Origin of the sequence: Streptomyces sp. NRRL F-6492, assembly GCF_001280125.1 — a bacterium.
Classification (GTDB): domain Bacteria; phylum Actinomycetota; class Actinomycetes; order Streptomycetales; family Streptomycetaceae; genus Streptomyces.
In genome coordinates this window covers 64414-90011 of sequence record NZ_LGEG01000091.1, presented here as the reverse complement: position 1 = coordinate 90011, position 25598 = coordinate 64414, and the positions used below count along the sequence as shown (strand labels likewise).

Here is a 25598-nt window from a genome sequence, read left to right as displayed (position 1 = left end):
GTGTTCGCGGGTGCGCCCGGGGCCGGGGCGGTGGTGAGGTCGACCGCGTTGCTGTCCGGGGGGGAGTTCTCGGCGGCGTCGCGGGCGCGGACGGTGAAGCGGTGGGGGGCGGCCGGGGCGAGGCCGACGACGTCGGTCATGAGGGTGGTGGCGGGGAGGTCCTTGACCTTGCGGCCCTCGCGGTAGACCTCGTAGCCGGTGACGGCGCGGTCGTCGGTGGCCGCGCTCCACATGACGTGGACGGTGGTCGAGCTGCCCGAGGTGGCGGTGACGCCGGTGGGGGCGGTGGGGGCGGTGGTGTCCTTCGGTGCGGCCCCGGCGGCGGAGCAGGCGGTGAGGGCGAGCGCGAGAAGTGCTGCCGGGGCGAGCAAGCGGTGTGGGGGGAACGGGCGTTGCACGGTGCGGCCTCCGTCCTTCGGAAAGGTCCAGACCTATATCGCACAGTCGGGGCGGGCTCGACAAGGGGGCGTTGTCAGTGGGGTGCGCTTCACTGGAATCGTCACGCTCCGTAGTCGAGTTCTGGGGGAAACATGACGGACCGTACGACCTATGTGTCGCTCGCCGGGGTGCGCCGGCGCGGCTGGACCGACGCGATGGTCCGGGACCTGCTCGGCACGCCCGACGTGCAGGGGCGCGATCCGCGCCGCTGGTCCCTCGCGCCGGTGCGGCTCTATCTGCTCGCCCGGGTGGAGACCGTGGAGCGGACGCCCGAGTTCGCCACGACCTCGGCGCTCTCCCGGGCCCGCTCCTCGGCCACCGGGCCGTACGCCGAGCGGCGGCGGGCCGCCGTCCTGGCCGCGATCCGCGCGGAGCCCATCGAGGTGCCCCGGCTGCCCGGTCCCGAGCTGGAGCGCCGCGCCGTCCGCCACCGGCACCTGCTGGGGGCCCGGAGCCCGGGGGCGCCGGAGCCGGGCGGCGGGGGCGCCGCGCGGGCGGCCGGCGCACCCTCCGGGACGCTCGTGCGGTGGCAGGTGGGCTATCTGCGGCACGCCCTCTCGCGGTACGAGACGCTGCTCGACGGCCTGTACGGCGAGACCGGGCGCGGCGAGGCCGAACGGCTGCTGCGCAGGCGGCTGTACGAGGCGATCGGCGCCGCGTACCCGTCCCTGGCCCGGGAGTGCCGGCGCCGGATCGCGGTGGAGGGGTGAGCGGGACCGCCCGCCCCGGGGCTTCTGGGCGGCGCGGCCGGCACGGCCGTCACTCCGTCAGCAGGCGGGCCAGCGCCCGGCAGGCCGCCGGGATCGGGGCGACGATCCGGACGGCGCAGCGGGCCCGGAGCTCCTCGGCCGCCTCGCCGAGCGGACCGCCGCCTATGACGACCGTGCGGGCCCCGTCCCGTTCGGCGCAGGCGCGGACCGCCCGCTCCAGGCGGTCGAGGAGCAGCGGCGGGTCGGCGGAGAGGCGTTCGGGGGCGCCGGCGGTGAGCCTCAGGCCCGTGTACCGGTCGGAGAGGCCGAGTTCCGTCACCCGGGCGGTGAGGGCGTCGGCCAGGAGCGGGGTGGTGGTGGCGATGCCGAAGGGGGCGCCGTCGGCGGCCGCCTCCAGGAGCGCCGCCTCGCCGAGGCCGGCCACGGGGAGTCCGGTCGCCGCGCGCATGGCCTCCAGGCCCGGGTCCCCGAAGGCGGCGACGAGGAGGGCGGCGCAGTCGCCCTCCGTGGTGGCGGCGGCTCCCGCGGCGAGGACCTCGGGGGCGGCGGCGCGCAGGGCGGCCGGGTCGGTGAGCATGCGCGGGCCCCGGGCGACGGTCACGCCCCGGACGGGCAGGGCGGGTCCCAGGGTCCACCGGGCGATGGCGGTCATCATCGCGGTCGTGGTGGCGGAGGTGTTGGGGTTGATCAGGACGACGGTCCGGGGCGCGGTACTGGTCCGGGGCGCGGTACTGGTCCGGGTCGCGGTGCCGGTCCGGGTCGCGGTGCCGGTCCGGGGCGCGGTGCCGGTCCGGGTCGCGGTACTGGTCCGGGTCGTGGTGCCGGTGCAGGCCTTCGCGCCGGTCCGGGTCGTCGCTTCGAGCCCGGTCGCCGCGACGGATCCCGTGGCACGCACGACGGCGGATCCCGTGGCGCGCACGGCGACGGCCCCCGTGGCACCCACGACGGTGGCCCCCGCCGTACGCGGGACGGCCCCGGGCCCCGCCGGGTGGGCGGGGGCCGGGGCTGCCGGTGGGGCGGGGTGCGGGTTCAGTGGACGTGCGCCGCCTTCGCGGCGCGGCTGCCGGAGATCTCCTCGCCGGGCTCCATCGGCGCGGTGACCTCGTCGTCGTCCCGGCGCCGGCCCAGGTGGTTGAAGACCACGTTGAGCAGGACGGCGGCGACGCAGCCGGTGGAGATGCCGGAGTCCAGGATGATCTTCGCGGTCTCCGGGAAGGCGTGGTAGAAGTTCGGCGCGGTGATCGGGATGATGCCGACGGCCAGCGAGACGGCCACGATCAGGACGTTGTTGTCCTTCTCCAGACCGGCCTTGACGAGGGTCTGGATGCCGCTGGCGGCGACCGAGCCGAAGAGGACGACGCCCGCGCCGCCGAGGACCGGCCGGGGTACGACCGAGATCAGCGAGGCGGCGACCGGCGAGAGGCCCATGAGGACCAGGAAGCCGCCGCCGCAGGCGACGACGAAGCGGCTGCGGATCCGGGTCATGGCGACCAGGCCGATGTTCTGGGCGAAGGCGCTGCACATGAAGCCGTTGAACAGGGGGCTGATCGCGGAGCCGAGGGTGTCGGCGCGCAGTCCGGCGGCGATGGTCTTCTCGTCGGCGGGCCGCTCGACGATCTCGCCGAGCGCCAGCATGTCGGCGGTCGACTCGGTCATGGAGACCAGCATGACCACGCACATGGAGATGATCGCGGCGAGGGCGAACTGCGGGGCGCCGAAGTGGAAGGGGGACGGGAAGCCGACGATGTCCGCCTCGGTCACCGGGGAGAAGTCGGTGACGCCGAACGGGATGGCGATGAGGGTGCCGATGACGAGGCCGACCAGGACGGCGACCTGCTTGAGGAAGCCGCGGGTGAAGCGGCGCAGGAGGAGGACGACGACGAGGGTGATGCCGGCGAGGGAGAGGAAGGTCGTCGAACCGTAGTCCTTCGCCTGGGGGTTGGGTCCCTGGGCCCAGCCGAACGCGACCGGGAGGAGGGACACGCCTATGAGGGTGATGACGGTGCCGGTGACGACCGGCGGGAAGAACCGCACGAGCCGGGAGAACCAGGGGGCGGCGAGGAAGCCGAGGAGTCCGGCGACGATGATCGCGCCGAAGATCACGGGAAGCGCGTCGGCCTTGTCGTCGGTGGTGTCGACGATGGCGAGCATCGGGGCGACGCCGGCGAAGGTGACGCCGTTGACGAACGGCAGGCGGGCGCCGATCTTCCAGACGCCGAGGGTCTGGAGGAAGGTGGCGAGACCGGCGGTGAAGAGGCTCGCGCCGGTGAGGAAGGTGAGTTCGGTGCCGGAGAGGCCGACGGCCGCTCCGACGATCAGGGGCGGGGCGACGACGCCCGCGTACATGGCGGCCACGTGCTGGAGGCCGCTGGTGAGCATCTTCACTGGGGGCAGCGTCTCGTCGACCGGATGCCTCTCGCGGTCTTCGGGGGCGGAGCCTGCGTCTTGTGCATTGCGAACCTGGGGCTTGGATGCCACGGCGGTTCCTCCGGTCGGTTACACGTCGGCGGTGACGCGGGTGTCTGGGAGGTGGTGCGATGCGGTGCGGGGTGCGGGAGGTGCGGCTCGTCGCGGGGCGGGGATCCGGCGGGCGGGGCCCCGGGAGGTGGGGCTCCCGCGTGCGGGGGCTCCGGAGGGTGGGGCTGCGGGAGGTGGTGCGGTGCGGCCGCGGAGGGGCGCGGCGTGGGGGCGGGGGGTCCGGTGGTGACGCGGGCGCGTGTCACCGTCCCGGGAGGTGCCGTACTGCTTCTGCGTACGGCACCTCCCGGTCGGGCTGCCGCGGATCCCGCTCGGATCCGCGGCGACCGGCCGAGGGCCGTCCCCCTCGGCCGGACTCCGTGGGGAGGGTCAGCCCCGGGCCGCGGTGCGGGCCAGGCGCTGCGCCTCCGTGCGCGCTTCGCGCGCGATGGTGTCCTCGTCGACGGTGAGCAGCCGGTCGTTCTCGACGATCTGCCGGCCGTTGACGAAGGAGGCCGTGACCGGGGCCGCCGCGCCGAAGACGATGGCGGTGACCGGGTCGGCGATGGTGGAGTGGCCGAGGCCGTCGATCTTCCAGAGGACGAAGTCGGCGAGCTTGCCGGCTTCGAGGGAGCCGATGTTGTCGGCGCGGCCGAGGACCTGCGCGCCGCCGTAGGTGCCGAGGCGCAGGGCCTGGCGGGCGTTGAGCGCGGCCTCGCGGTGGGCGCCGAGGCGGTTGATGAGGAGCGCGTTGCGCAGCTCGGTGTGGAGCTCGCCGGACTCGTTGGAGGCGGTGCCGTCGACGCCGAGGCCGACGGGGACGCCCGCCTTGAGCATGTCCGGTACGCGGGCGATGCCGGCGGCGAGGCGAGCGTTGGAGGAGGGGCAGTGGGCCACGCCCGTCTTCGTGCGGGCGAAGGCGGCGATGTCGGAGTCGTTCATGTGGACGCAGTGCGCCATCCACACGTCCTCGCCGAGGAAGCCGGTGGACTCGAAGTAGTCCGTCGGGCCCATGCCGAAGAGCTCGTGGCAGAACTTCTCCTCCTCCACGGTCTCCGAGCCGTGGGTGTGCATGCGCACGCCCAGGCGGCGGCCGAGCGCCGCGCCCTCGCGGAGCAGCTCGGTGGAGATGGAGAAGGGGGAACAGGGGGCGACGGCGATCTGGGTCATCGCGTCGAAGGAGGCGTCGTGGTACTTCTTCACCGTCTCCTCGGTCGCGGCGAGCGCGCCCTCGGTGGTCTCGACGGCGAAGTCCGGCGGCAGGCCGCCGTCCTTCTCGCTGCGGTCCATGGAGCCGCGGGCGAGGGTGAAGCGGACGCCCATCTCGGAGGCGGCGCCGATGATGGCGCCGGAGAGGTCGCCGGAGTTCACCGGGTAGACGTAGTGGTGGTCCATGGCGGTGGTGACGCCGCCGCGGGCCATCATCGCCAGCGAGCCCCGGGCGGCGGCGCGCACCATCTGCTCGTCGATCCGCGCCCAGGTCGGGTAGAGCGCCACCAGCCAGTCGAAGAGGTTGTGGTCGGTCGCCAGGCCGCGGGTGATCCACTGGTAGAAGTGGTGGTGGGTGTTGACCAGGCCGGGCGTGACCAGGTGGCCGGTGGCGTCGATGCGCCGGACCACGTTCTCCAGGTTCTCGGGGGCCCTGCCGGCGCCGATGGACTCGATCCTGTTGTCGGCGACGACGAGGTACCCGGAGGCGTACTCGGTGTCGTGCGCGTCGACGGTCGCGATCGCCGCGTTCTCGACGACGATCCGCTGGGGGGCTGCCGAAGGTGCTGCCATGGCGGTGCTTCCTTCATTCCTCGGGGGTGGTGTGGGCACGGCAGGACCCTAGGAGGATTTGAGTGCCGGGGCCGTCTGACGGCTCCGGGTGCCGAGATGGTGGAAGAACAGGTTGAGCAGGACCGCGACGAGCGCGCCCGCGCTGATGCCGGAGCCGAGCACGGTCTGCGCCCAGGCCGGGAAGCCGGCGTAGAAGGTGGGGGCGGCGAGCGGGATGATGCCCGCTCCGAGCGCGACGGCCACCAGGATGATGTTGGAGCTGTCGTCGAGTCCGGCTTCCGAGAGGGTGCGGATGCCGCTGACCGCGATCGAGCCGAAGAGGACGATGCCGGCGCCGCCGAGGACGGGCATCGGGACCGTGGAGACGACCGCGCCGAGGACCGGGAAGGCGCCGAGGACGAGCAGGGCGCAGCCGGCGGCGGCCACCACGTAGCGGGAGCGGACCCGGGTCAGCGAGACGACGCCGACGTTCTGGGCGAAGGCCGAGGTCGGGAAGCCGCCGAAGACGGGGCCGAGGAGGGTGGCGACGCCGTCGGTGCGCAGGCCGCGGGTGATGGTCCGGCCGTCGGTGGGCCGCTCGCAGATCTCGCCGAGGGCGAGCATGCCGGCGCTGGACTCCGTCATCAGGACCAGCATCACGATGCACAGGGAGAGGATCGCGGCGGGCTGGAACTCGGGGGCGCCGAAGGCGAAGGGGGCGGGCAGGGCGGCGACGGGCGCCTCGCGCAGGGCGCCGAAGTCGGCCATCCCGAAGGGGATCGCGGCGAGGGTGCCGATGAGGAGGCCGAGGAGCAGGGCGATCTGCTTGACGAAGCCCCTGCCGAAGCGCTGGAAGAGCAGGATGACGACGAGGGTGAAGCCGGCGAGGGCCAGGTGCTTCATGGCGCCGAAGTCGGCGACGGTCCGGTCGCCGCCCTGGGCCCAGGCGACGGGCACGGGCATCAGGGTGACGCCGATGAGGGTGATGACGACGCCGGTGACGAGCGGCGGGAAGAAGCGCAGGAGCCGGCCGAAGAAGGGGCCGACGGCGAGGCAGAAGACTCCGGCGACCATGACCGCGCCGTAGATGGCGGGCAGTTGGTGTCCGGGGGCGCTGGTCTCGGCGATGGCGAGCATCGGGGCGATGCCGGCGGACGAGGCGGCGTTGACGAACGGGAGCCGGTTGCCGGCGAAGCGTCCGGCGCCGAGGGTCTGCAGGACGGTCGCGCAGCCGGCGATGAGCAGGCTCGCCGCGATCAGCCGGGTCATGCCGGCCGCGTCCAGGCCGACGGCCTGGCCGATGATGAGCGGAGGGGTAACGACGCCGGCGTACATGGCGGCGATGTGCTGGAGCGCCGCGGGGACGAGCCGCGAGGCGGGGAGCTTCTCGTCCACCGGGTGGCAGGGGACCGGGGAGGACGACGGGGTGGAACACGGGCCTTCGGCGGTTGCCGGCCCCTTTGCAGGCTGTGCCATGGGAAGGTTCCCTCCGGTCCGGTGCGGCCCCCGCCCGACTGCGGGCGGGCGGGGGCCGGTCACTCAGGTGCCGCTTAGAGGTTGGTCATGTCGACCGGGATCTGCGCCGTGGCTCCGTCGCGCAGGACGGTGGCCTCGATGAGGCCGTACATGCGGTCGGCGGCGTAGTAGACCTCGTTGTCGTTCTTCAGGCCGAAGGGTTCGAGGTCGACCAGGAAGTGGTGCTTGTTCGGGAGCGAGAAGCGGACCTCGTCGATCTCCGAGCGGTGGTTGATGATCCGGGTGGCCATCTGGTAGAGCGTCTGCTGGAGGGAGTACGAGTAGGTCTCCGCGAAGGCTTCGAGCATGTGCTTCCTGGTCTGCTCGTAGGACCGCTCCCAATTGGGCATCCGCTGGTCGTCGTCGGTCCAGTTGAACCGCCACCGGCCGGACACCTGGGTGGCCAGGATGCGGTCGTACGCCTCCTGGAGGGTCGTGTACTGGTCCTTGATGTAGCCCCAGAACTCCGAGTTGGTGGAGTTCATGACGACGAGGTCCTTGAGGCCGGAGATGACCTCCCACTTCTCGCCGTCGTAGGTGATCTGGGTGACCCGGGTCTCCTGGCCCTTGCGGGCGAAGGAGTGGTTGACCTCGTCGGCGCCGATGAACTTGGAGTTGGCGTCGGAGGAGGCGATGCGCTCCCAGGAGTACTCCTCGATCCGGATCCGGGCGCGCTGGATCGGCTCCTGGCTCGTCACGAAGTGGCGGGCGAGGTGGATGCCGAACTGCTCGGCGGACTCGATGCCGTACTCCTTGGCGAACGCGAAGACGGTGTTCTTCGTCGTGTCGGTGGGGAGGCAGTGGGCGTTGGAGCCGGTGAGGTGGACGTCGCTGAGGTCGCCGGAGAGGGCGACGGAGACGTTGAGGTCCTTGATGTGGTGGGTGGCGCCGTCCCGCGTGATCTTGACGACGCGGTTCTCTGCTTTGCCGTACTGGTTCTGGCCGAGAATCGTGGGCATGTCTGCTAGCTCCCTCGGTATACGGAGTAGCCGAACGGGTTGAGCAGCAGCGGTACGTGGTAGTGCTCGCCCGGGGTGACGGCGAACGTGATCGCCACCTCCGGGAAGAACGCACCGCTGTCCCTTACGCGGGGGGCGTCCTGCTGCGCCTCGGCTTGCTTCTTCGCACTGTGCTTGGTCGAGAAGTACGCCTCGGTCTCGAAGTCGAGGCGTACGTGGGTGGTTCCCTCCGGCAGGGCCGGCAGGTCCTTGCAGCGCCCGTCCGCGTCGGTGGCGGAGCCGCCGAGCGCGGTCCACTCCGCGTCGGAGCCGGCGCGGGCCGCGAGCGCGATGGCGACGCCCCCGGCGGGGCGGCCGATGCTGGTGTCCAGGATGTGCGTGGACACCGAGGCCGTGGTGTCGGTGCTCATTGCGGAGCTCTCTTCTCTCTTACGAGTCCTCTGCGGGATCCGCGGGCCCTTACGGGGCCTGCGGATCCTCCGCGAGGCGGGTCAGCCGGATGCGGTTGATCTTGCCCAGTTCGGTGCGGACGATCTCCCGCTCCGCCTCGGGCGAGTTGCCGATCCGCTCGCGGACCGCGTCGCGCATCTGCTCGCCGGTCCTGCCGGTGGCGCAGATGAGGAAGACGTGCCCGAACCTGTCCTGGTAGGCCAGGTTGAGTTCGAGCATCTCGGCCTTGAGCTCCTCGGAGGCGCCGGCCATCCCGCTCTGCTCGCGGGAGGAGGTCGGGTCCCCGGCCTTCGGACGACCGATCGGCGGGTGCCCGGCCATCGCCTCGGCCAGGTCCTCGGCGGTCAGCTCGGCCATGGCGGCGTCGCTGGCGAGGAAGAGGGCTTCGGCGGTGGCGTACGGGCGCCGGGCGAGGATCCTGCTCCCCCACGCCGAGCTGGAGCACACCTCGTGGAGCGCGGCGAGGGCCTCGCTGTCCGCCGAGGTGTTGAACCGGGCCAGGCCCGGTGTCGTACCTGAAGTCACGGGAAGCCTCCGTGGCTGTTTTTCGCTGTGCGTCGGACGGGCTGCGGATAGCTAACGCCCTCCGCAACACAACGTCAACAGTTTGTTGAAAAGTCGGTGACACAAAAGCCGTCGTCCCGACATGCGGACGACGGCTTGTGGACACACATGATCAACTAGTCGGCCTCGACGGCCTTTTCCCTGTTCAGGGCGGTCTCGCGGTTGAGGTAGTTGTACACCGTGAAGCGGCTGACGCCGAGCGCGCCCGCCACCGTCTCCACCCCGTGGCGCACGGAGAAGGCCCCGCGCGCCTCCAGGAGCCGGACGACCTCCTGCTTCGACTTGCGGTCGAGCTCCGCGAGGGGCGCCCCGTGCCGTCGCTCCATCGCGACCAGGATGTGGTCCAGGGACTCCGACAGCTGCGGGAGGCGCACGGCGAGCACGTCCTCCCCCTCCCAGGACAGGACGACGTCGTCGGCCCCGGCCAGCTCGGGCCCCAGCAGCTCGGCACCCATGGCGTCCACCAGGGGCTTCACCGCGGCGATCAAGGGGTGTTCGTTCACTTCTCGCCCCCCTCGATCACGTTGACCTGGAGCGAGACGCGGGTGGCGCCGGCCGCGAGCGACTCGCGGAGCAGCGCGTCGACGGCGGTGAGGACCGCGTCGGCGCCGCCCTCCGCCGTGTTGCCGAAGGGGCCGACGTCGACCGCGTCCAGGTCGGCCGACTGGATGACCTCACGGGCCACGACCGCGTGCGCCGGCGCCTCGTCGAGGTCGAACGGCTCGGTCGTGAACTCCACTCTCAAACGCACCATGGCCCCACGCTACGGCCCCTCCCCGGCCCGGCGGGAGCCCCGGACCTGCGGGGACCCCTTGACAAGCCCGGCGACATGCTTGCAACATTCCGTCAGACAGAAACTTACTTCCGCTATACGGAAGGAGCGCCCACCTCTCATGACCCGCTTCTCAAAAGACGCCGTCACGGACCAGCGCTTCGATGTGAACCTGTCGATCCTCTTCACGGAACTCCCGCTCCTGGAGCGTCCCGCGGCCGCCGCCGCGGCGGGCTTCACCGCGGTCGAGCTGTGGTGGCCCTGGATCGACACCGCCACCCCCGAGCAGAGCGAGCTCGACGCCCTCAAGAAGGCCCTCGAGGACGCCGGCACCCAGCTGGTGGGACTGAACTTCTACGCCGGACGGCTCCCCGGCCCGGACCGCGGGGCCCTCTCCGTACCGGGTGAGGAGTCGGACCGCTTCCGCGCCAACATCGACGTGGCCGCCGACTTCGCCGCCTCGGTCGGCTGCAGGGCGCTCAACGCGCTCTACGGCAACCGCGTCGAGGGCGTGGACCCGCAGATCCAGGACACCCTCGCCCTGGAGAACCTGGTCCTGGCCGCCCGGGCCGCCGACCGCGTCGGCGCGATCCTCCTGGTCGAGACCCTCAACAAGCCGGAGTCGCCGCTCTACCCGCTGGTGAGCGCCCCCTCCGCGATCGAGGTCGTCGACAAGGTCAACGCGGCCACCGGACTCGGCAACGCCAAGTTCCTGCTCGACGTCTACCACCTGTCGATGAACGGCGAGGACGTGAGCGCGGTCATCGCGCGGTACGCGGACAAGACCGGCCACGTGCAGATCGCGGACAACCCGGGCCGCGGCGCGCCGGGCACCGGCGACCTGCCCCTGGAGCAGCTCCTCGACGAGCTGAGGAAGGCCGGTTACGACGGCTGGGTCGGCCTGGAGTACAAGGCCGCCGACGCCGCCGCGTCCTTCGAGTGGCTCCCGGCCGAGGCCCGCGCGGCCCGCTGACGAGCGCCCCCTCCCCGTACCACCAGAGTTTCCCGAGAGGCACCCTCATGAGCACCCTCCCCAAGATCGCGTGGATCGGCCTCGGCATCATGGGCTCCCCCATGTCCGAGAACCTCCTCAAGGCCGGCTACCCGGTCACCGGCTTCACCCTGGAGCAGGACAAGCTGGACCGTCTGGCCCAGGCCGGCGGCACCGTCGCGGGCTCGATCGCCGAGGCCGTCGAGGACGCCGACGTCATCATCACGATGGTGCCCGCCTCCCCGCAGGTCGAGGCGATCTCCTACGGCCCCGAGGGCATCCTGGAGAACGCCCGGCGGGGCGCGCTGATCGTCGACATGTCGTCGATCACCCCGCAGACCTCGGTCGACCTCGCCAAGAACGCCGCCGAGAAGGGGATACGCGTCATCGACGCCCCGGTCTCCGGCGGCGAGGCCGGCGCCATCGAGGCCGTGCTCTCGATCATGGTCGGCGGCGAGCGGGCCGACTTCGACGAGGCCCTGCCGATCCTGGAGGCCCTCGGCAAGACGATCGTGCTGTGCGGCCCGCACGGCTCCGGCCAGACGGTGAAGGCCGCCAACCAGCTCATCGTGGCGGTCAACATCCAGGCCTGCGCCGAGGCCGTCGTCTTCCTGGAGAAGTCCGGCGTGGACCTCGCCGCGGCCCTCGACGTCCTCAACGGCGGTCTGGCCGGCTCGACCGTGCTGACCCGCAAGAAGGACAACTTCCTGAACCGGGACTTCAAGCCGGGCTTCCGGATCGACCTGCACCACAAGGACATGGGCATCGTCACCGACGCCGCCCGCAACGTCGGTGCCGCCCTTCCGGTCGGCGCGGTCGTCGCCCAGCTCGTCGCCTCCCTGCGCGCGCAGGGTGACGGCGGCCTGGACCACTCGGCCCTGCTGCGCGCCGTCGAGCGCCTCTCCGGCCAGCAGGTCTGACCCCGTCCCCGCTTCCCCGGGGCCCCCGATTTCCGGTCGGCGGCGGCGCTGACAACTGTCCTGTCGCGCCCAGGCGCCGCCGCCGACCGGAACACCACACTTCATTTTCAACAAACTGTTGACGTTTTTCGGAGGGCGTACCTACGCTCCTGGCACCGTCACACAGTGCAGCTCCCGTACGGAAGGTCACGATGTCGCAGCGCGTGCTTACGACCGAGTCCGGCGCCCCCGTCGCCGACAACCAGAACTCCGCCACCGCCGGCGTCGGTGGCCCCCTCCTCCTCCAGGACCAGCACCTGCTGGAGAAGCTCGCGCGCTTCAACCGTGAGCGGATCCCGGAGCGCGTGGTGCACGCCCGCGGTTCCGGCGCGTACGGGTACTTCGAGGTCACCGACGACGTCACCGGCTTCACGAAGGCCGACTTCCTCTCCGAGGTCGGCAGGCGGACCGAGACCTTCATCCGCTTCTCCACCGTGGCCGACTCGCTCGGCGGCGCGGACGCGGTCCGCGACCCCCGCGGCTTCGCGCTGAAGTTCTACACCGAAGAGGGCAACTACGACCTCGTCGGCAACAACACCCCGGTGTTCTTCATCAAGGACCCGATCAAGTTCCCCGACTTCATCCACTCGCAGAAGCGCGACCCCTTCACGGGCAAGCAGGAGCCGGACAACGTCTGGGACTTCTGGGCGCACTCCCCCGAGTCCACCCACCAGATCACCTGGCTCTTCGGCGACCGCGGCATCCCGGCCTCGTACCGGCACATGCACGGCTTCGGCTCGCACACCTACCAGTGGACCAACGAGGCGGGCGAGGCCTTCTTCGTCAAGTACCACTTCAAGACGAACCAGGGCGTCCGCAGCCTCTCCGCCGAGCAGGCCGCCGAGCTGGTCGGCAAGGACGCCAACTCGCACCAGACCGACCTGCTCCAGGCGATCGAGCGCGGGGTCAACCCCTCCTGGACCCTGTACGTCCAGGTCATGCCGGCCGCCGAGGCCGCGGACTACCGCTTCAACCCGTTCGACCTCACCAAGGTGTGGCCGCACGCCGACTACCCGCTCCAGCGGGTGGGCCGCCTGGTCCTCGACCGCAACCCGGACAACGTCTTCGCCGAGGTCGAGCAGGCCGCGTTCTCCCCGAACAACTTCGTCCCGGGCATCGGCCCCTCGCCGGACAAGATGCTCCAGGGCCGCCTCTTCGCCTACGCGGACGCCCACCGCTACCGCCTCGGCGTCAATCACACCCTGCTGCCGGTGAACGCCCCCAAGGCGACCACGGCGCGGAACTACGGCCGGGACGGCCTCATGGCCACCCGCAACGGCTCGCGCCACGACAAGAACTACGAGCCCAACTCGTACCAGGGCCCGGCCCAGACCGACGCCGCGCTCTCCGCGCCGCTCGCGATCCACGGCTGGACCGGCACCCACGAGGCGCCCGCGCACGTCAAGGACGACGACTTCTTCCAGGCCGGCGAGCTCTACCGCCTGATGTCCGAGGACGAGAAGGGCCGTCTGGTCGCCAACATCGCCGGCGGCCTGTCCCAGGTGTCCCGCGAGGACGTCATCGAGAAGAACGTCGCGCACTTCGCCGCCGCCGACCCGGAGTACGGCAGGCGCGTGGCCGAGGCGGTCGCCGCCCTGCGCGACTGATCCACGGCGACACCCATACTGCGTACGGCACTTGACGGGAGGTCAGCGCCGTACGCGGTCCGGAGCGCCGGCCCGAATGAGGGGTGGCCGGTGAACCGGACAGCGTGAGGACCGCGGCGGCGCCGAGCCAGTGCGGTGGTAAGGGCGAGGGTCCCCCTTCCTGACCTGAAGGAAGGGACGGCCACTCCGCCCGTCGGCACCGCCGCGGTCCCAACGCCCTCCCCCGCGAAGGGGGATCCCGAGACTCCGCCCGGCGGCGCGAACGTCCTGTCGCGCCAGCCTCGTGCCGTCGGGCGGTCACAAGACCGGAGAGCGCGGAACCAGGTTTACGGTCCCTGGTTCCGCGCTCTTCCTCGTTTCCCGCCGGTCGGCCCGCGCCAGGAGGAACGTCACGGCGAGCGAGGCGAGGGCGAGGAGCACCATCCCGGTCCGCGGCGAGGTGTACTGGGCCAGGGCGCCGGCCAGGGCCGCGCTCACCCCCTGGAGCGCGAGCATCCCCGAGGAGTGCAGGCCCAGGGCGTGACCGCCCAGCTCCTCCGGCACCAGGGCCATCAGCCGCTCCTGGTGCAGCAGGCTCGCCCCGTACCCCACCGCCGACACGGTCACGGCGGCGAGCGCGAGCGGAAGCCCCGGGTCGAGGGCGAAGAGGAGGAACGGGGCCGCGAGCAGCGCCTGGAGCGGGAAGCGGAGCGGGCCGCGCAGCCGCGCCGGTACGAAGCGGCCGACGGCGGTGTCCCCGACCAGCATCCCGAACGCGCCGCAGGCGAAGAGGAGTCCGGCGCGCTCGGGGGCGTACGGCACGAACAGCGACTCGCAGCCCACGATCAGTCCGTTGGGCACCCAGAGCGCGAGGTAGCAGCGGCGGCGGGCGGGCACGGACAGGAGCCGGGCGTTGGTGCGCCGGGTCTCGGCGACCGAGGGCCGTCCCCCGGCGCGCGGCGGGCGCGCCCCCAGGCCGAGGCGGGCCAGGAGGGCGGCGGCGAGGTAGAGCCCGGCGCCGGCGAGGACCGCGCCGCGCGGCGAGAGCAGGGCGACGAGGAGCCCGCCGGCCGCGAAGCCGCCGATCTGGCAGACGCCGGTGGCCATGTTCGTCACCGAGCGGCCGAGGAGGTACCGCTCGCGCGGAAGGATCTCGTTCAGGAGGCCGTGGCGCACCCCGCCGCCCAGCGAGGCCACGAGCCCCTCGGCGAGGAGGACCGCGAAGACCGCCCAGGTGGGCAGGGCGGGGATCGCCAGGACGGCCGTGCCGACGGCGAAGAAGAGGGCGGTTCCGCAGAGCGCGGCGCGCGGCGGCAGCCGGTCGGCGGCGGAGAGCAGCGTGGTCGCGCCGAGGAGCTGGGCGAGCGAGGGCCCGAAGAGCGCGAGGGCGGAGAGGAACGGCGAGCCGGTGGCGCGCAGGACGAGGGTGGCGAGCCCGAGTCCCGCCACCGTCTGCGCGGCGGTGTGGACGGAACCGGTGAGGAAGAGCGGGGTGAATTCGGGGGTGCGGAAGAGGGAGCGGTAGCGGGCGCGTTGAGGGGTGCGGGAACGGGGCATGCGGGGAGTCTCGGGGGCGCCCGGCGCTCACCGTCATTGTTTCGCGCCACGGCGAAACAGAGGGGCGCGGGAGGGCGGCGGGATGGGCTGGTGGCGGATCGGGACCGACTCGCTCGCGGGCGGCCGCTTCGTGGTCTCGCCGCTGGCCGAGACGATCGCCGCGCTCAAGACCCTGCACGCGGCCGCCGCGACCCATCCGGGCGAACGGGCCTGGCTGGCCGCGTCGTCGACCGCCTACCGGGCCCGTCTGGCGGCCGAACCGCTCGACGCCCTGCTGGTGCGGGCCGCGATCGGGCGCACCTGGAACGCGGACTTCCTGACGCCGACGCCCCTGGGCGAGGGCGAGCGGTCCTTCGAGGAGGAGGTGGAGGCCGTCCGCGCCGCCGATCCGGCCGACACGGTGCCCCAGCTGGCCGTCGCCCTCGGCGGTCCCGTGCCGGAGCCGCTGCGGTCGGCGCGGGACCTGCCCGGCCGGATGGCGGGGGTCCTGACGTGGGTGTGGGAGGAGACGGTGCTCCCGGAGTGGCCGCGGCGGCGGAGGATCCTCGAAGCCGACGTGGTCGCGCGGACCGCGCGGTTGGGCCGGGCCGGCTGGGCGGCGGCCCTGGACGAGCTGTCGCCGGGACGGACGCGCTGGCTCGGCGACGGACGGCTCCAGGTCAACGCCCGTCCCTACCCGCCGCGTTCGGTCGACGGGGGCCGGCTGCTCTTCGTGCCGGTGACCCCGGCGACGGGCTGGGTGTCCTGGGAGGGCACGGAGCGGTTCGCGGTGGTGTACCCCTGCTCGGGCGTCCTGGCGGAGGCCTCGGGCCCCGTCGTGCCGCAGGCGCTCGGCGCGCTCCTCGGACCGGCGCGGGCGGGCGTGCTCGTACGTCTGGAGACGCCCCTGTCCACCAGCCAGTTGGTGGCCCTGACCGGACAGGGCCTCGGGTCGGTGGGCCGGCACCTGAAGGTGCTGCGGGAGGCGGGCCTCGTACGGCGGGGTCGGGCGGGCCGGTCGGTGCTGTACGCGTGGACGGAGGCGGGCGCGGTGCTCGTACGGGCGCGGGGCGGGCGAGGGACGTGAGGCGGCCCCCGTCCCGGTGCTCGTCGGGACGGGGGCCTCGCGGTGGGGCCGGATCAGACCTGGAGGGCCTTGATCGCGGTCGGCGCGTGGCCGGGCTCGGTGGCCAGGTCCTCGAACTCGGTGACGTCGCTCATGTCGACCGTCTTGCTCATCGCGATGTTGGTGATGCGCTCCAGGATCGCCTCGACGACGACCGGGACCCGGTGCTCGACGGCCAGCTTCTTGGCCTGCTCCAGGGCCTCGCCCAGCTGGTCCGGGTCGGTGACGCGGATGGCCTTGACGCCCAGGCCCTCGGCGACCTTGACGTGGTCGACGCCGTAGACGCCGATCTCCGGGGTGTTGATGTTCTCGAACTCCAGGTTGACCTCGAAGTTGATGCCGAGGCCGCCCTGCGCCTGCCGGATGAGGCCCAGGTAGGCGTTGTTGACGAGGACGTGGACGTAGGGGACCTTGTGCTGGGCGGCGACCGCCAGCTCCTCGATCATGAACTGGAAGTCGTAGTCGCCGGAGAGCGCGACGACCGGGGTCTCCGGGTCGGCGGTGGCGGCGCCGATGGCGGCCGGGATGGTCCAGCCGAGCGGGCCGGCCTGGCCGCAGTTGATCCAGTGGCGCGGCTTGTAGACGTGCAGGAACTGCGCGGCGGCGATCTGGGAGAGGCCGATGGTGGTGACGTACCGGGTCTCCGGGCCGAAGGCCTTGTTCATCTCCTCGTAGACGCGCTGCGGCTTCATCGGGATGTTCTCGAAGTGCGTGCGGCGCTGGAGGGTGGCCTTGCGCTCCTGCGCGGAGGCGGCCCAGGCGGTGAAGTCGGGGAGGCGGCCGGCGGCCTTCCACTCCTTCGCGATCTCCACGAAGAGTTCCAGGGCGGCCTTCGCGTCGGAGGCGACGCCGTAGTCCGGGGCGAAGATCCTGCCGAGCTGGGTGGGCTCGATGTCGACGTGGACGAACTTCCGGCCCTTGGTGTACGCGTCCAGGTTGTAGCCCGTGTGGCGGTTGGCCCAGCGGTTGCCGATGCCGAGGACGAAGTCGGACTCCAGGAAGGTCGCGTTGCCGTAGCGGTGCGCGGTCTGGACGCCGACCATGCCGGCGGCCAGCTCGTGGTCGTCCGGGATGGTGCCCCAGCCCATGAGGGTGGAGATGACCGGGACGCCGGTCAGCTCGGCGAACTCGACGAGCAGGTCGGAGGCGTCGGCGTTGATGATGCCGCCGCCGGCGACGATCAGCGGGCGCTCGGACTCCAGGAGGAAGCCGAGGGCCTTCTCGGCCTGGGCGCGGGTGGCGCGCGGCTTGTAGACCGGCAGCGGCTCGTACGTCTCCGGGTCGAACTCGATCTCGGTCAGCTGGACGTCGATCGGCAGGTCGATGAGGACCGGGCCGGGGCGCCCCGAGCGCATGAGGTGGAAGGCCTGCTGGAAGACGCCGGGGACCTGCGCGGCCTCCAGGACGGTGGTGGCGGCCTTGGTGACCGGCTTGGCGATGGTCGCGATGTCGACGGCCTGGAAGTCCTCCTTGTGGAGCTTCGAGACCGGGGCCTGGCCGGTGATGCAGAGGATCGGGATCGAGTCGGCGATCGCCGAGTACAGGCCGGTGATCATGTCGGTGCCGGCCGGGCCCGAGGTGCCGATGCAGACGCCGATGTTGCCGGCCTTGGCGCGGGTGTAGCCCTCGGCCATGTGGGACGCGCCCTCGACGTGACGGGCGAGCGTGTGGCCGACGCCGCCCACGTTCTTGAGCTCGCGGTAGAAGGGGTTGATCGCCGCGCCGGGGACGCCGAACGCCTGGGTGACGCCTTCGCGCTTGAGGATCTCAACGGCCGCTGCGGCGGCGGTCATACGAGGCATGGGAGTGCTCCTGCTTCGGCCGGGCGGATCCAGGCGGGCCTCCCCTCGACCGGGGGCCCTCCCGCCTGTTTCCGTAATACGGAAAAACTGTTCTGCTATGTGGAAGCAATGTAAGTGGGGTGGTGAAGAGCCGTCAAGGGAGGTCCGCGCTGCGGGACGGTTCAGGGGTGGGTCGGGGGCGCTTCGGGGACGGTTCCGGGCGTCCGAAGTGGCCGAACAGCCTCCCCCGGGGTGGTGGATGGGTGGACGATGGGAGCGGACGACAGGGGGTTGGACCGTGGGCGATTCGGTACCGGTGCGCTGCCCGGAATGCCTGAGCACCCAGGCGTACGCGGCACCCGTCTTCCCCTGCCCGTGCGGGAGCCCCGTGGCCCCGCGGGTGGCGGCGGACGCGGTGGCGGAACCGATCACGCGCCGGAACTGGACGGACGAGTGGGTCACCGTCCGCTGCGGCGCCTGCGGCCGCGAGGACGACTGGCCCCGTCCGGAGCTCGGCTGCCAGTGCGGCGCGGTCCTGCGGGTGCCGGTCCGGGCGGCGGACGCGGCGGGCCCCGGGGGCGGCACGGACCGCCCGGACGTCACGGACGGCGCGACGGAGCAGGGTGCGGGTGATCCGGGTGGCCCGAGCGGTCCCGGCGCCCCGGGTGCGGGCCCGTGCCCCGGCGCGGTCCCGCCCCGGACGACGGCCCCCGACGCGTCGCGGTCCGGCGCGGACCCCGAGGGCGGGAGCGGTGTCGGCGCGTCCGCCCCGGACGTTTCCCGTACGGGTGGCCCGTCCGGCCCGGACGTTTCCCGTACGGGTGGCCCCCGGGCCGACGGCCCCCGCGCCGGTGACGGCCCCGGCCGCGGCGTCGACGGCGCCGGTGCGCACGGGCCCGACACCGACACCGGCCCCGACACCGCCAGCCCGCACGGGCCCGAAGGGCCGGCGCCCCGGGAGCCGTACCGGCCGTTCACCGAGCGCTACCCCGCGCACATCCCGCTGCCGCCCACGGGCCCGCGCCCGGCCCCGGCACGGGGCGCCTTCCGGCCCGTGACGATCCGGACCGGGCGGGACGCGGTGGCCGCGGCCGCCGGGTACCTGCGCTGGCTCGGCTTCCGGGACGTCGTCCAGCCCGAGGAGCGGCCCGCCTCCGGGGTGGACCTGCGGGCGCCGGGGCTCGTCGCCCAGGTGGACCCGAGCACCCGCCCCACCGGGCTGCGGGCGGTCGAGTGCCTCTGGCTCAACGGTCTGAGCACCTCGGCCGTGAGCGTGTTCTTCGCGCTCGCCGGCTACACCCCGGAGGCCCGTTCGCGCGCCGCCGAGATCGGCCTCCCGCTCTTCGTCCTCGACCTGACCGGCACCCCGCAGCCGGTCAACCGCGCCGCCGACGACCTGGTGGCGGACGGCGCCTGAAACCGCACCCGGTCCCGGCCCCGCGCCCGGTCCCGGCGCCCGAGCCGCGCGGAGCGCGCCCCCGCCCTCCCCCCACAACACCTCGGCATCCGAAATCGGCCATTCACGCGTGAGGACCACGCTCCGCCGGGCACAACTCCCTTGGGGGGTGGGCGTCATGCCGACGGGGATGTGGTGGTTCATCGGGACGGCCTGGGCCGAACTGCTGCTCGCCGCCGCGCTGTCGCGAACCTGCAGCAGGGAGAGCGGGGCACCGGACGAGGACGCCGTGCCGACGCCGCAGGCGCTCGCGCTGCTGCGGGGCGGGCGGCGGGCGGCCGTCACCGTGGCGCTCGTGGCGCTGCACCAGCGCGGGGCGGTCGCGGCGGGCCGCAAACATACGATTCGGGCCAACGGCGGGCCGGGCCGGACCCGCGACCCCGTCCAGCTCGGGGTGCACGGGGCGCTCCGCCGGGCCCTCGCCCTGGGGGACCTCACGCAGCGCCCCGAGGCGCGGCGGGCCGTGGACGCGCTGAGCGGCGAGCTGCGCGGGGCCGGGCTGCTGCGGCCGGTCGCGCAGCTGTGGGTCGTCCGGGCGCTGCTCGGCTGCGTGCTCCTGACCGTCCTCGTCGGGCCGTTCGCGACCGGGGCGTCCCGCGCGGACCTCCCGGAGGTGCTCGCGACCGGCCTCCCGCCGGTCCTCGGAGCGGTGGCGGTGCTGCTGCGGCTGCCCGTCACGACCGGCGCGGCGCGGCGGCTGCTCTCCGGGCTGCGGGAGCGGTACCCGCTGCCTTCGCACCGGCGGGAGGTGACGGACGGACGGCTCGTCCAGCTGTACGTGGCGCTGTACGGCGACCCGGCCCTCGCCCTCTTCCTGCCCCGCTTCTCGCGGGACGGCGGGCTGCTCGACCGGCCCGGGGCCACGGACCGGAACCGGCCGCCGCCGGGCGGTTCCCCCGGCCGCTGAGGCCGTGCCGCGCCCGTCCCGCGTCATACTGGCGCATGCGCATCAGAGCGGCCGTCGCGGCCGAACTCCCGCTGCTCCAGGACATCGAACGGGCGGCGGGCGAACCGTTCCGCTCCCTCGGCATGGCGGCGATCGCCGACGACGACCCGCCGTCCCTGGAGACCCTGGAGGCGTACCGCGGGGCGGGCCGGGCCTGGGTCGCGGCGGACGCCGCCGACCGCCCGGTGGCGTATCTGCTCACCGATCCGGTCGACGGCGCCGCCCACATCGAGCAGGTGTCGGTGCACCCGGACGCCGCCCGCCGGGGCGTCGGCCGGGCCCTGATCGAGCACCTGGCGGTGGTCGCCGGGAAGGAGGGCCTGACGGCGCTGACCCTGACGACGTTCGCCGAGGTGCCCTGGAACGCCCCGTACTACGCCCGGCTCGGCTTCCGTCCGCTCGACGACTCCGACCCGGCCCTCACGGACGGGCTGCGCGCGATCAGCCGCGCGGAGGCGGCCCACGGCCTGGCGGCCTGGCCCCGCGTCCTCATGCGCCGGGACCTCGCCGGCTAGTTTCCGGCGTACCGCTCCCGCAGCTCGATCTTCCGCACCTTGCCGCTCACCGTCATGGGGAACTCCGCGAGGATCTCCACCCGGCGCGGGATCTTGTAGTGGGCGAGGCGGTCGCGGCAGAAGGCCTTGATCTCCTCCGGGGTGGGCGGGTCGGCCGGGTCGCGCGGGATCACGCAGGCGAGGACCTCCTCGCCGTACCGCTCGTCGGGGACGCCGACCACCTGGACGTCCGCGATCTTGGCGTGCCCGTGGAGGAACTCCTCGATCTCGCGCGGGTAGACGTTCTCCCCGCCCCGGATGATCATGTCCTTGATGCGGCCGACGATCTGCACGCAGCCGTCGTCGCGCATCACCGCCAGGTCGCCGGTGTGCATCCAGCGGCCCGGGTCGATCGCCTCGGCGGTCTTCTCCGGCTCGTCCCAGTAGCCGAGCATCACGCCGTAGCCGCGGGTGCACAGCTCCCCCGCCCGGCCGCGCTCCACGGTCAGTCCGCTCGCCGGGTCGACGACCTTCACCTCGACGTGCGGCAGGACCCGGCCGACCGTGCCGGTGCGGCGCTCCAGGTCGTCGTCGCGGCGGGTCTGGGTGGAGACGGGCGAGGTCTCGGTCATGCCGTAGCAGATCGACACCTCCGCCATGTTCATCTCGGCGACCACCCGCTTCATCACCTCCGCCGGGCACGGCGAGCCCGCCATGATCCCGGTGCGGAGGGTGGACAGGTCGTGCGCCGCGAAGTCGGGGAGGTTCAGCTCCGCGATGAACATCGTCGGCACCCCGTACAGCGAGGTGCAGCGCTCCTCCTGGACCGCCCGGAGGGTGGCGGCCGGGTCGAAGGAGGGCGCGGGGATCACCATGCAGGCGCCGTGCGAGGTGGCCGCCAGGTTGCCCATGACCATGCCGAAGCAGTGGTAGAAGGGGACGGGGATGCAGATCCTGTCCTGCTCGCCGTAGCCGATCGTCTCCCCGACGAAGTAACCGTTGTTGAGGATGTTGTGGTGGGAGAGCGTGGCCCCCTTCGGAAAGCCCGTGGTGCCCGAGGTGTACTGGATGTTGACGGGCTCGTCGCAGGAGAGCGGCTCCGGCCGCAGCCCCCCGGGCGTACGGGTGAGGAAGGCGTCCCAGCTCGGGTCGCCGAAGTACACGGTCTCGCGCAGCCCCGGGCACTCCCCGCGCACCTGCTCGACCATCGCCCGGTAGTCGCTCGCCTTGTGGGTGAGGGAGGCGAAGAGCAGGGAGACGCCGGACTGGTTCAGCACGTACGCCAACTCGTGGGCGCGGTAGGCCGGGTTGACGTTGACCATGACGGCGCCGACGCGGGCGGTGGCGTACTGGACGAGGACCCACTCCGCGCGGTTCACCGCCCAGATGCCGACCCGGTCGCCCTTGCGGACGCCGCTGCCGAGCAGCGACCCGGCGAGCCGGTCGACGTCCGCGCCGAACTCCGCGTACGTCCAGCGGCGTCCGGCGGGGACGTCGACGAGCGCCTCGCGGTCGGGCCAGGCGGCGACGGCCCGGTCCAGGTTGGCGCCGATGGTGTCGCCGAGGAGCGGGGTGGTGGACGCCCCGTGGGCGTACGAGAGTTCCTCGGGCGCGCTCACGAGAGGTCCCCTTCCGCGTACTCGGTGCCGCCGCCCTCGGCGGTGAGGCGGCGCAGCTCCACCCGGCGGATCTTGCCGGAGACGGTCTTGGGCAGGTCGGCGAACTCGACGCGCCGGATCCGCTTGTACGGGGCGAGGACCGCCCGCGAGTGCGCGAAGAGGACCTTCGCGGTCTCCGGGCCCGGCTCCCAGCCCGCCGCGAGGACCACGTACGCCTTGGGGACGGCGAGCCGCAGCGGGTCGGGGGCGGGGACGACGGCCGCCTCGGCGACGGCCTCGTGCTCCAGGAGCGCGCTCTCCAGCTCGAAGGGGCTGATCTTGTAGTCGGAGGCCTTGAAGACGTCGTCGGCGCGCCCGATGTAGGTGATGTAGCCGTCCGCGTCGCGCGCGCCGATGTCGCCGGTGCGGTAGTGGCCGCCGGCCATCGCCTCCGCCGTGCGCTCCGGGTCGCCGTGGTAGCCGGTCATCAGGCCCACCGGGCGGGCGGACAGGTCGAGGCAGATCTCGCCCTCGTCGGCGTCCGGGCGGCCGGTCACCGGGTCGATCAGGGTGACCCGGTAGCCGGGGCTGGGACGGCCCATGGAGCCCTCCTTGAGCCGCTGGCCGGGGCTGTTGGAGACCTGGACGGCGGTCTCGGTCTGGCCGAAGCCGTCGCGGACGGTGGTGCCCCAGGCGCGCCGGACGGCCTCGATGACCTCGGGGTTGAGCGGTTCGCCGGCGGCGACGACCTCGCGCGGCGGGGTCTTGAGCTGTCCCAGGTCGGCCTGGATCAGCATCCGCCACACGGTCGGCGGGGCGCAGAAGCTGGTGATCCCGTTCCGCTCCATCTCGTCCATGAGGCGGACCGGGTCGAAGCGCGTGTAGTTGTGGACGAAGACGGTCGCCTCGGCGTTCCACGGCGCGAAGAGGTTGGACCAGGCGTGCTTGGCCCAGCCGGGCGAGGAGATGTTGAGGTGGACGTCGCCGGGCTTGAGCCCGATCCAGTACATGGTGGCGAGGTGGCCGACCGGGTACGAGGTGTGGGTGTGCTCGACCAGCTTGGGGCGGGCGGTCGTGCCGGAGGTGAAGTACAGCATCAGGGTGTCGTCGGCGAGCGTGTCGCCGTCGGGCTCGAAGTCGGCGGACTCGCGGGCGGCGAGCCCGTAGTCCAGCCAGTCCGTCCCGCCTCCGCCGACCGCGATCCGGGTGTAGTCGCCGGGGACGTCGTCGAACTTGGCGGTGTCCCCGGCGCGCACGAGGACGTGGCGGGCGCGGCCCCGCTCGACGCGGTCGCGCAGGTCGGCGGGGCCGAGGAGCGGGGTGGCGGGGATGACGACGGCCCGCAGCTTCATGGCGGCGAGGACGGTCTCCCACAGCTCGACCTGGTTGCCCAGCATGACGACGATCCGGTCGCCGGCGCGCACGCCCCGGGCCCGCAGCCAGTTCGCGACCCGGTTCGAGCGGGCGGACATCTCCGCGAAGGACACCTTCGTCCCGGAGCCGTCCTCCTCGACGACGTGCAGGGCGGTGCGGTCGTTGCCCGCCGCGACGACGTCGAACCATTCGAGCGCCCAGTTGAACCGTTCGGGCCGGGGCCACGCGAAGCCCCCGTAGGCCGCCTCGTAGTCCTCCCGGTGTTCCAGGAGGAAGTCCCGGGCGGCCCGGAACTCCTCGGTCGCGCTGGTTGCCGTCATGTGTCCTCCTCGTTGCGGGACCGGTCCCGGACATCGTGTAATCAGTGACCCGGGTCTCACCACCCCCGTTCGGGGGTGAACCCGCGGACGGCGAGGGCCGGCGCGGCGGCCACGAAGGAGAGCGCGGTGCGCGAGCACGTCGGATCGTCGGTGGAGCTGCGCGGCGCGCTGCTGGGGCTGCGCCGCGCCACCGGGCTGCCGGTGGTCTTCGGGGGGCTGCTGCACGGGACCCGGGGGCTGCGGATCGGCGAGCTGAACGGCGCGGTGACGCCGGCCCTGCGCGGGCTGGCGATCTCGGCGGGATCCGGTCTGGGCGGGAAGTGCCTGGCGCTCGGGCGGCCGTGCGCGGTGACGGACTACCCCTCGGCCCGGCACATCACCCACGAGTACGACGGCCCGGTGTCGGCGGAGGGGCTGCGGTCGGTGGTCGCGGTGCCGGTCGTCGTGCGCCGGAAGGTGCGGGGCGTGCTGTACGGGGCGCTGCGCGACGCGCAGCCGGTCGGCGACCGGGTCTTCGACGCGGCGGTCGCGGCGGCCCGCGACCTGGAACGGGCGCTGGCGGTACGGGACGGGGTCCGGGAGCTCCTGGCCCCGCCGCCGTCCGGGCCCTCCTGGGAGGAGGTCCGGCAGGCGCACGGCGAACTGCGCGAGCTGGCGCCGAAGGTCGCGGACCCGGAGCTGCGGGAACGGCTCCTCGCGGTGTGCGGCCGCCTGGAGACGGCTTCGGGGCCCTCCGCCCCCGCCCCGGCGGTGGCCCTGACGCCGCGCGAGACGGACGTCCTGGCGGCGGTGGCCTCGGGCGCGACGAACGCGGCGGCGGCCGCCCGGCTCGGCCTGCGCCCCGAGACGGTGAAGGGCTATCTGCGCTCGGCGATGCGGAAGCTGGGGGCGCACACGCGGCTGGAGGCGGTGGTGGCGGCGCGGCGGGCGGGGGTGTTGCCGTAGGCCCGGCGGGGGGCGGAGGTGTTGCCGTAGACCCGGCGGGGGGGCGGAGGTGTTGCCGTAGGCCCGCGGGGGCCGGTCAGAACAGGGCCTGGACCGCGTACAGCGCGCCGAGGCTCGTGGCGAGGGTGCCGAGGAGGAGGCGGAGGGCGGTTTCGGGGAGGCGGGGCTGGAGGCGGGCGCCGAGATAGCCGCCGATCAGGCCGCCGAGGCCGCAGGCGAGGCCCAGGGCCCAGTCCGGGGCGGCGGCCTCGGTGGTGGTGAGGGAGAGCAGGGCGAAGGTGACGGCTCCGACGACGGAGGTCGTGAAGGTGGCGGCGAGGGCGGCCGGGGCCACGCGGGCGACGGGGACGCCCCGGCCCGCCAGGACCGGGCCGAGGAGGGAGCCGCCGCCGATGCCGTAGATCCCGCCCACGATCCCGACGGCCAGGGCGAGTCCGGTGACGGTGCGGGGCGAGGGCTCGGCGGCGGGCCGCTCGCGGGCGGGGCGGAGGGTGCGGACGCACAGCCACACGCCCAGGGGCAGCAGCAGCGCGGCGATGAGGACGCGGAAGACGGTGGGGCCGGGGAGGGCGAAGACGCGGACGACGGCGCCGATCACCACCCCGGGGAGGGTGCCCGCCACCAGGCGCCGGGTGAGCGGGCCGCGCAGGGCGCCGGTCCTGCCGTGGCGCCACAGGGCGCCGGGGCCCGCGACGACGTTGAACAGCAGGTTCGTCGGCGTGACGGAGGGGTTCGGCACGGCGAAGACGCTGAGCTGGACCGGGAGCAGGAACACCGCCCCCGAGACCCCGGCCGGCGCGGTCACGACGGAGATCAGCAGCCCGGCGGCCACCCCGCCCAGCAGCGTCGACCAGTCCACC

The 25598-nt window shown here is 73.2% G+C and carries 24 protein-coding genes; 9 read left to right on the top strand and 15 right to left on the bottom strand.

Features of this window, described 5'->3' with window-relative positions; all coding sequences use genetic code 11:
* Positions 1–398 (bottom strand): fibronectin type III domain-containing protein (locus ADL08_RS09880; protein ID WP_199836980.1); only part of this gene is annotated, 398 nt, incomplete at its 3' end.
* Between the two features lie 132 nt (positions 399–530).
* On the opposite strand from ADL08_RS09880, the gene ADL08_RS09875 reads away from it, so the two are divergent.
* Complete coding sequence (locus tag ADL08_RS09875) at positions 531–1148, top strand: hypothetical protein (RefSeq protein WP_053641693.1); 618 nt, start codon at positions 531–533, stop codon at positions 1146–1148.
* A 49-nt stretch (positions 1149–1197) separates the two neighbouring features.
* On the opposite strand, the gene ADL08_RS09870 is transcribed toward ADL08_RS09875, so the two are convergent.
* From ADL08_RS09870 to ADL08_RS09830, 9 genes are all read right to left on the bottom strand, one after another.
* Positions 1198–2043, bottom strand: coding sequence for an aspartate/glutamate racemase family protein (locus ADL08_RS09870; RefSeq protein WP_234352077.1), 846 nt, complete (start codon positions 2041–2043; stop codon positions 1198–1200).
* Positions 2044–2177: 134 nt separating this feature from the next.
* Entirely contained in the window at positions 2178–3626 is a 1449-nt protein-coding gene (locus tag ADL08_RS09865) for a nucleobase:cation symporter-2 family protein (RefSeq protein WP_053641692.1), read from the bottom strand.
* A gap of 369 nt (positions 3627–3995) precedes the next feature.
* A complete protein-coding gene (locus ADL08_RS09860) occupies positions 3996–5387 on the bottom strand; it encodes an 8-oxoguanine deaminase (RefSeq protein ID WP_053641691.1) in 1392 nt (463 codons plus the stop codon).
* Positions 5388–5435: 48 nt separating this feature from the next.
* Entirely contained in the window at positions 5436–6842 is a 1407-nt protein-coding gene (locus ADL08_RS09855; RefSeq protein ID WP_053641690.1) for a nucleobase:cation symporter-2 family protein, read from the bottom strand.
* Positions 6843–6916: 74 nt separating this feature from the next.
* Positions 6917–7840 (bottom strand): factor-independent urate hydroxylase, encoded by a 924-nt coding sequence (pucL, locus tag ADL08_RS09850; protein ID WP_053641689.1) that lies wholly within the window; start codon positions 7838–7840, stop codon positions 6917–6919.
* A 5-nt stretch (positions 7841–7845) separates the two neighbouring features.
* Positions 7846–8250 carry a hydroxyisourate hydrolase gene (gene uraH / locus ADL08_RS09845; RefSeq protein ID WP_053641688.1) on the bottom strand — a complete coding sequence of 135 codons (405 nt, stop codon included), beginning with the start codon at positions 8248–8250 and terminating at the stop codon, positions 7846–7848.
* A 49-nt stretch (positions 8251–8299) separates the two neighbouring features.
* Positions 8300–8815, bottom strand: a complete 516-nt coding sequence (gene uraD / locus ADL08_RS09840; protein ID WP_053641687.1) for a 2-oxo-4-hydroxy-4-carboxy-5-ureidoimidazoline decarboxylase — start codon at positions 8813–8815, stop codon at positions 8300–8302.
* 155 nt (positions 8816–8970) lie between these two features.
* Positions 8971–9309 (bottom strand): helix-turn-helix domain-containing protein, encoded by a 339-nt coding sequence (locus ADL08_RS09835; RefSeq protein ID WP_053641706.1) that lies wholly within the window; start codon positions 9307–9309, stop codon positions 8971–8973.
* A 44-nt stretch (positions 9310–9353) separates the two neighbouring features.
* A complete protein-coding gene (locus ADL08_RS09830) occupies positions 9354–9605 on the bottom strand; it encodes a hypothetical protein (RefSeq protein ID WP_062756771.1) in 252 nt (83 codons plus the stop codon).
* Positions 9606–9747: 142 nt separating this feature from the next.
* Here ADL08_RS09830 and ADL08_RS09825 point away from each other — a divergent pair, with 142 nt between their 5' ends.
* The 3 genes from ADL08_RS09825 (at position 9748) to ADL08_RS09815 (ending at position 13183) form a co-directional block, all read left to right on the top strand.
* Positions 9748–10599: a TIM barrel protein gene (locus tag ADL08_RS09825; RefSeq protein WP_053641685.1), complete on the top strand. Its 852-nt coding sequence runs from the start codon at positions 9748–9750 to the stop codon at positions 10597–10599.
* A 47-nt stretch (positions 10600–10646) separates the two neighbouring features.
* A complete protein-coding gene (locus ADL08_RS09820) occupies positions 10647–11537 on the top strand; it encodes a 2-hydroxy-3-oxopropionate reductase (RefSeq protein ID WP_053641705.1) in 891 nt (296 codons plus the stop codon).
* Positions 11538–11728: 191 nt separating this feature from the next.
* The gene (locus tag ADL08_RS09815) at positions 11729–13183 is read left to right on the top strand and encodes a catalase (RefSeq protein WP_053641684.1); all 1455 of its coding nucleotides are present in this window, start codon (positions 11729–11731) and stop codon (positions 13181–13183) included.
* Between the two features lie 297 nt (positions 13184–13480).
* On the opposite strand, the gene ADL08_RS09810 is transcribed toward ADL08_RS09815, so the two are convergent.
* Positions 13481–14719, bottom strand: a complete 1239-nt coding sequence (locus tag ADL08_RS09810) for an MFS transporter (protein ID WP_234352076.1) — start codon at positions 14717–14719, stop codon at positions 13481–13483.
* A gap of 82 nt (positions 14720–14801) precedes the next feature.
* Between ADL08_RS09810 and ADL08_RS09805 the strand changes: the two genes are divergently transcribed.
* Positions 14802–15785: an ArsR/SmtB family transcription factor gene (locus ADL08_RS09805; protein WP_053641683.1), complete on the top strand. Its 984-nt coding sequence runs from the start codon at positions 14802–14804 to the stop codon at positions 15783–15785.
* A gap of 53 nt (positions 15786–15838) precedes the next feature.
* Here the strand turns inward: ADL08_RS09805 and gcl are convergent, their stop codons facing one another.
* Positions 15839–17626 carry a glyoxylate carboligase gene (gene gcl, locus ADL08_RS09800; protein ID WP_078968607.1) on the bottom strand — a complete coding sequence of 596 codons (1788 nt, stop codon included), beginning with the start codon at positions 17624–17626 and terminating at the stop codon, positions 15839–15841.
* A 367-nt stretch (positions 17627–17993) separates the two neighbouring features.
* Between gcl and ADL08_RS38960 the strand changes: the two genes are divergently transcribed.
* From ADL08_RS38960 to ADL08_RS09785, 3 genes are all read left to right on the top strand, one after another.
* Positions 17994–19022 (top strand): hypothetical protein, encoded by a 1029-nt coding sequence (locus ADL08_RS38960; protein ID WP_053641681.1) that lies wholly within the window; start codon positions 17994–17996, stop codon positions 19020–19022.
* Between the two features lie 157 nt (positions 19023–19179).
* Positions 19180–19968, top strand: coding sequence for a TIGR04222 domain-containing membrane protein (locus tag ADL08_RS09790; protein WP_053641704.1), 789 nt, complete (start codon positions 19180–19182; stop codon positions 19966–19968).
* A 35-nt stretch (positions 19969–20003) separates the two neighbouring features.
* Positions 20004–20522, top strand: coding sequence for a GNAT family N-acetyltransferase (locus ADL08_RS09785; protein ID WP_053641680.1), 519 nt, complete (start codon positions 20004–20006; stop codon positions 20520–20522).
* Here the strand turns inward: ADL08_RS09785 and ADL08_RS09780 are convergent.
* Positions 20519–22120: an AMP-binding protein gene (locus ADL08_RS09780; RefSeq protein WP_053641679.1), complete on the bottom strand. Its 1602-nt coding sequence runs from the start codon at positions 22118–22120 to the stop codon at positions 20519–20521. The two genes, ADL08_RS09785 and ADL08_RS09780, sit on opposite strands and share 4 nt — an antisense overlap.
* Entirely contained in the window at positions 22117–23793 is a 1677-nt protein-coding gene (locus tag ADL08_RS09775) for an AMP-binding protein (RefSeq protein ID WP_053641678.1), read from the bottom strand. The genes ADL08_RS09780 and ADL08_RS09775 overlap by 4 nt, the downstream gene beginning before the upstream one ends.
* Before the next feature lie 126 nt (positions 23794–23919).
* On the opposite strand from ADL08_RS09775, the gene ADL08_RS09770 reads away from it, so the two are divergent.
* Positions 23920–24738, top strand: a complete 819-nt coding sequence (locus ADL08_RS09770; protein ID WP_053641677.1) for a response regulator transcription factor — start codon at positions 23920–23922, stop codon at positions 24736–24738.
* 76 nt (positions 24739–24814) lie between these two features.
* Here ADL08_RS09770 and ADL08_RS09765 read toward each other — a convergent pair whose 3' ends face one another.
* Positions 24815–25597, bottom strand: a complete 783-nt coding sequence (locus ADL08_RS09765) for a sulfite exporter TauE/SafE family protein (protein ID WP_053641676.1) — start codon at positions 25595–25597, stop codon at positions 24815–24817.
* Position 25598 lies beyond the last annotated feature (1 nt).

Coding starts and splice junctions, on each gene's coding strand:
- uraH (WP_053641688.1), bottom strand. CDS start 8,250: ATGAGCACCGACACCACGGCCTCGGTGTCCACGCACATCCTGGACACC.
- ADL08_RS09855 (WP_053641690.1), bottom strand. CDS start 6,842: ATGGCACAGCCTGCAAAGGGGCCGGCAACCGCCGAAGGCCCGTGTTCC.
- ADL08_RS09810 (WP_234352076.1), bottom strand. CDS start 14,719: ATGCCCCGTTCCCGCACCCCTCAACGCGCCCGCTACCGCTCCCTCTTC.
- pucL (WP_053641689.1), bottom strand. CDS start 7,840: ATGCCCACGATTCTCGGCCAGAACCAGTACGGCAAAGCAGAGAACCGC.
- ADL08_RS09815 (WP_053641684.1), top strand. CDS start 11,729: ATGTCGCAGCGCGTGCTTACGACCGAGTCCGGCGCCCCCGTCGCCGAC.
- ADL08_RS09805 (WP_053641683.1), top strand. CDS start 14,802: ATGGGCTGGTGGCGGATCGGGACCGACTCGCTCGCGGGCGGCCGCTTC.
- ADL08_RS09835 (WP_053641706.1), bottom strand. CDS start 9,309: ATGGGTGCCGAGCTGCTGGGGCCCGAGCTGGCCGGGGCCGACGACGTC.
- ADL08_RS09775 (WP_053641678.1), bottom strand. CDS start 23,793: ATGACGGCAACCAGCGCGACCGAGGAGTTCCGGGCCGCCCGGGACTTC.
- ADL08_RS09785 (WP_053641680.1), top strand. CDS start 20,004: ATGCGCATCAGAGCGGCCGTCGCGGCCGAACTCCCGCTGCTCCAGGAC.
- ADL08_RS09860 (WP_053641691.1), bottom strand. CDS start 5,387: ATGGCAGCACCTTCGGCAGCCCCCCAGCGGATCGTCGTCGAGAACGCG.
- ADL08_RS09875 (WP_053641693.1), top strand. CDS start 531: ATGACGGACCGTACGACCTATGTGTCGCTCGCCGGGGTGCGCCGGCGC.
- gcl (WP_078968607.1), bottom strand. CDS start 17,626: ATGCCTCGTATGACCGCCGCCGCAGCGGCCGTTGAGATCCTCAAGCGC.
- ADL08_RS09825 (WP_053641685.1), top strand. CDS start 9,748: ATGACCCGCTTCTCAAAAGACGCCGTCACGGACCAGCGCTTCGATGTG.
- ADL08_RS09790 (WP_053641704.1), top strand. CDS start 19,180: ATGCCGACGGGGATGTGGTGGTTCATCGGGACGGCCTGGGCCGAACTG.
- ADL08_RS09820 (WP_053641705.1), top strand. CDS start 10,647: ATGAGCACCCTCCCCAAGATCGCGTGGATCGGCCTCGGCATCATGGGC.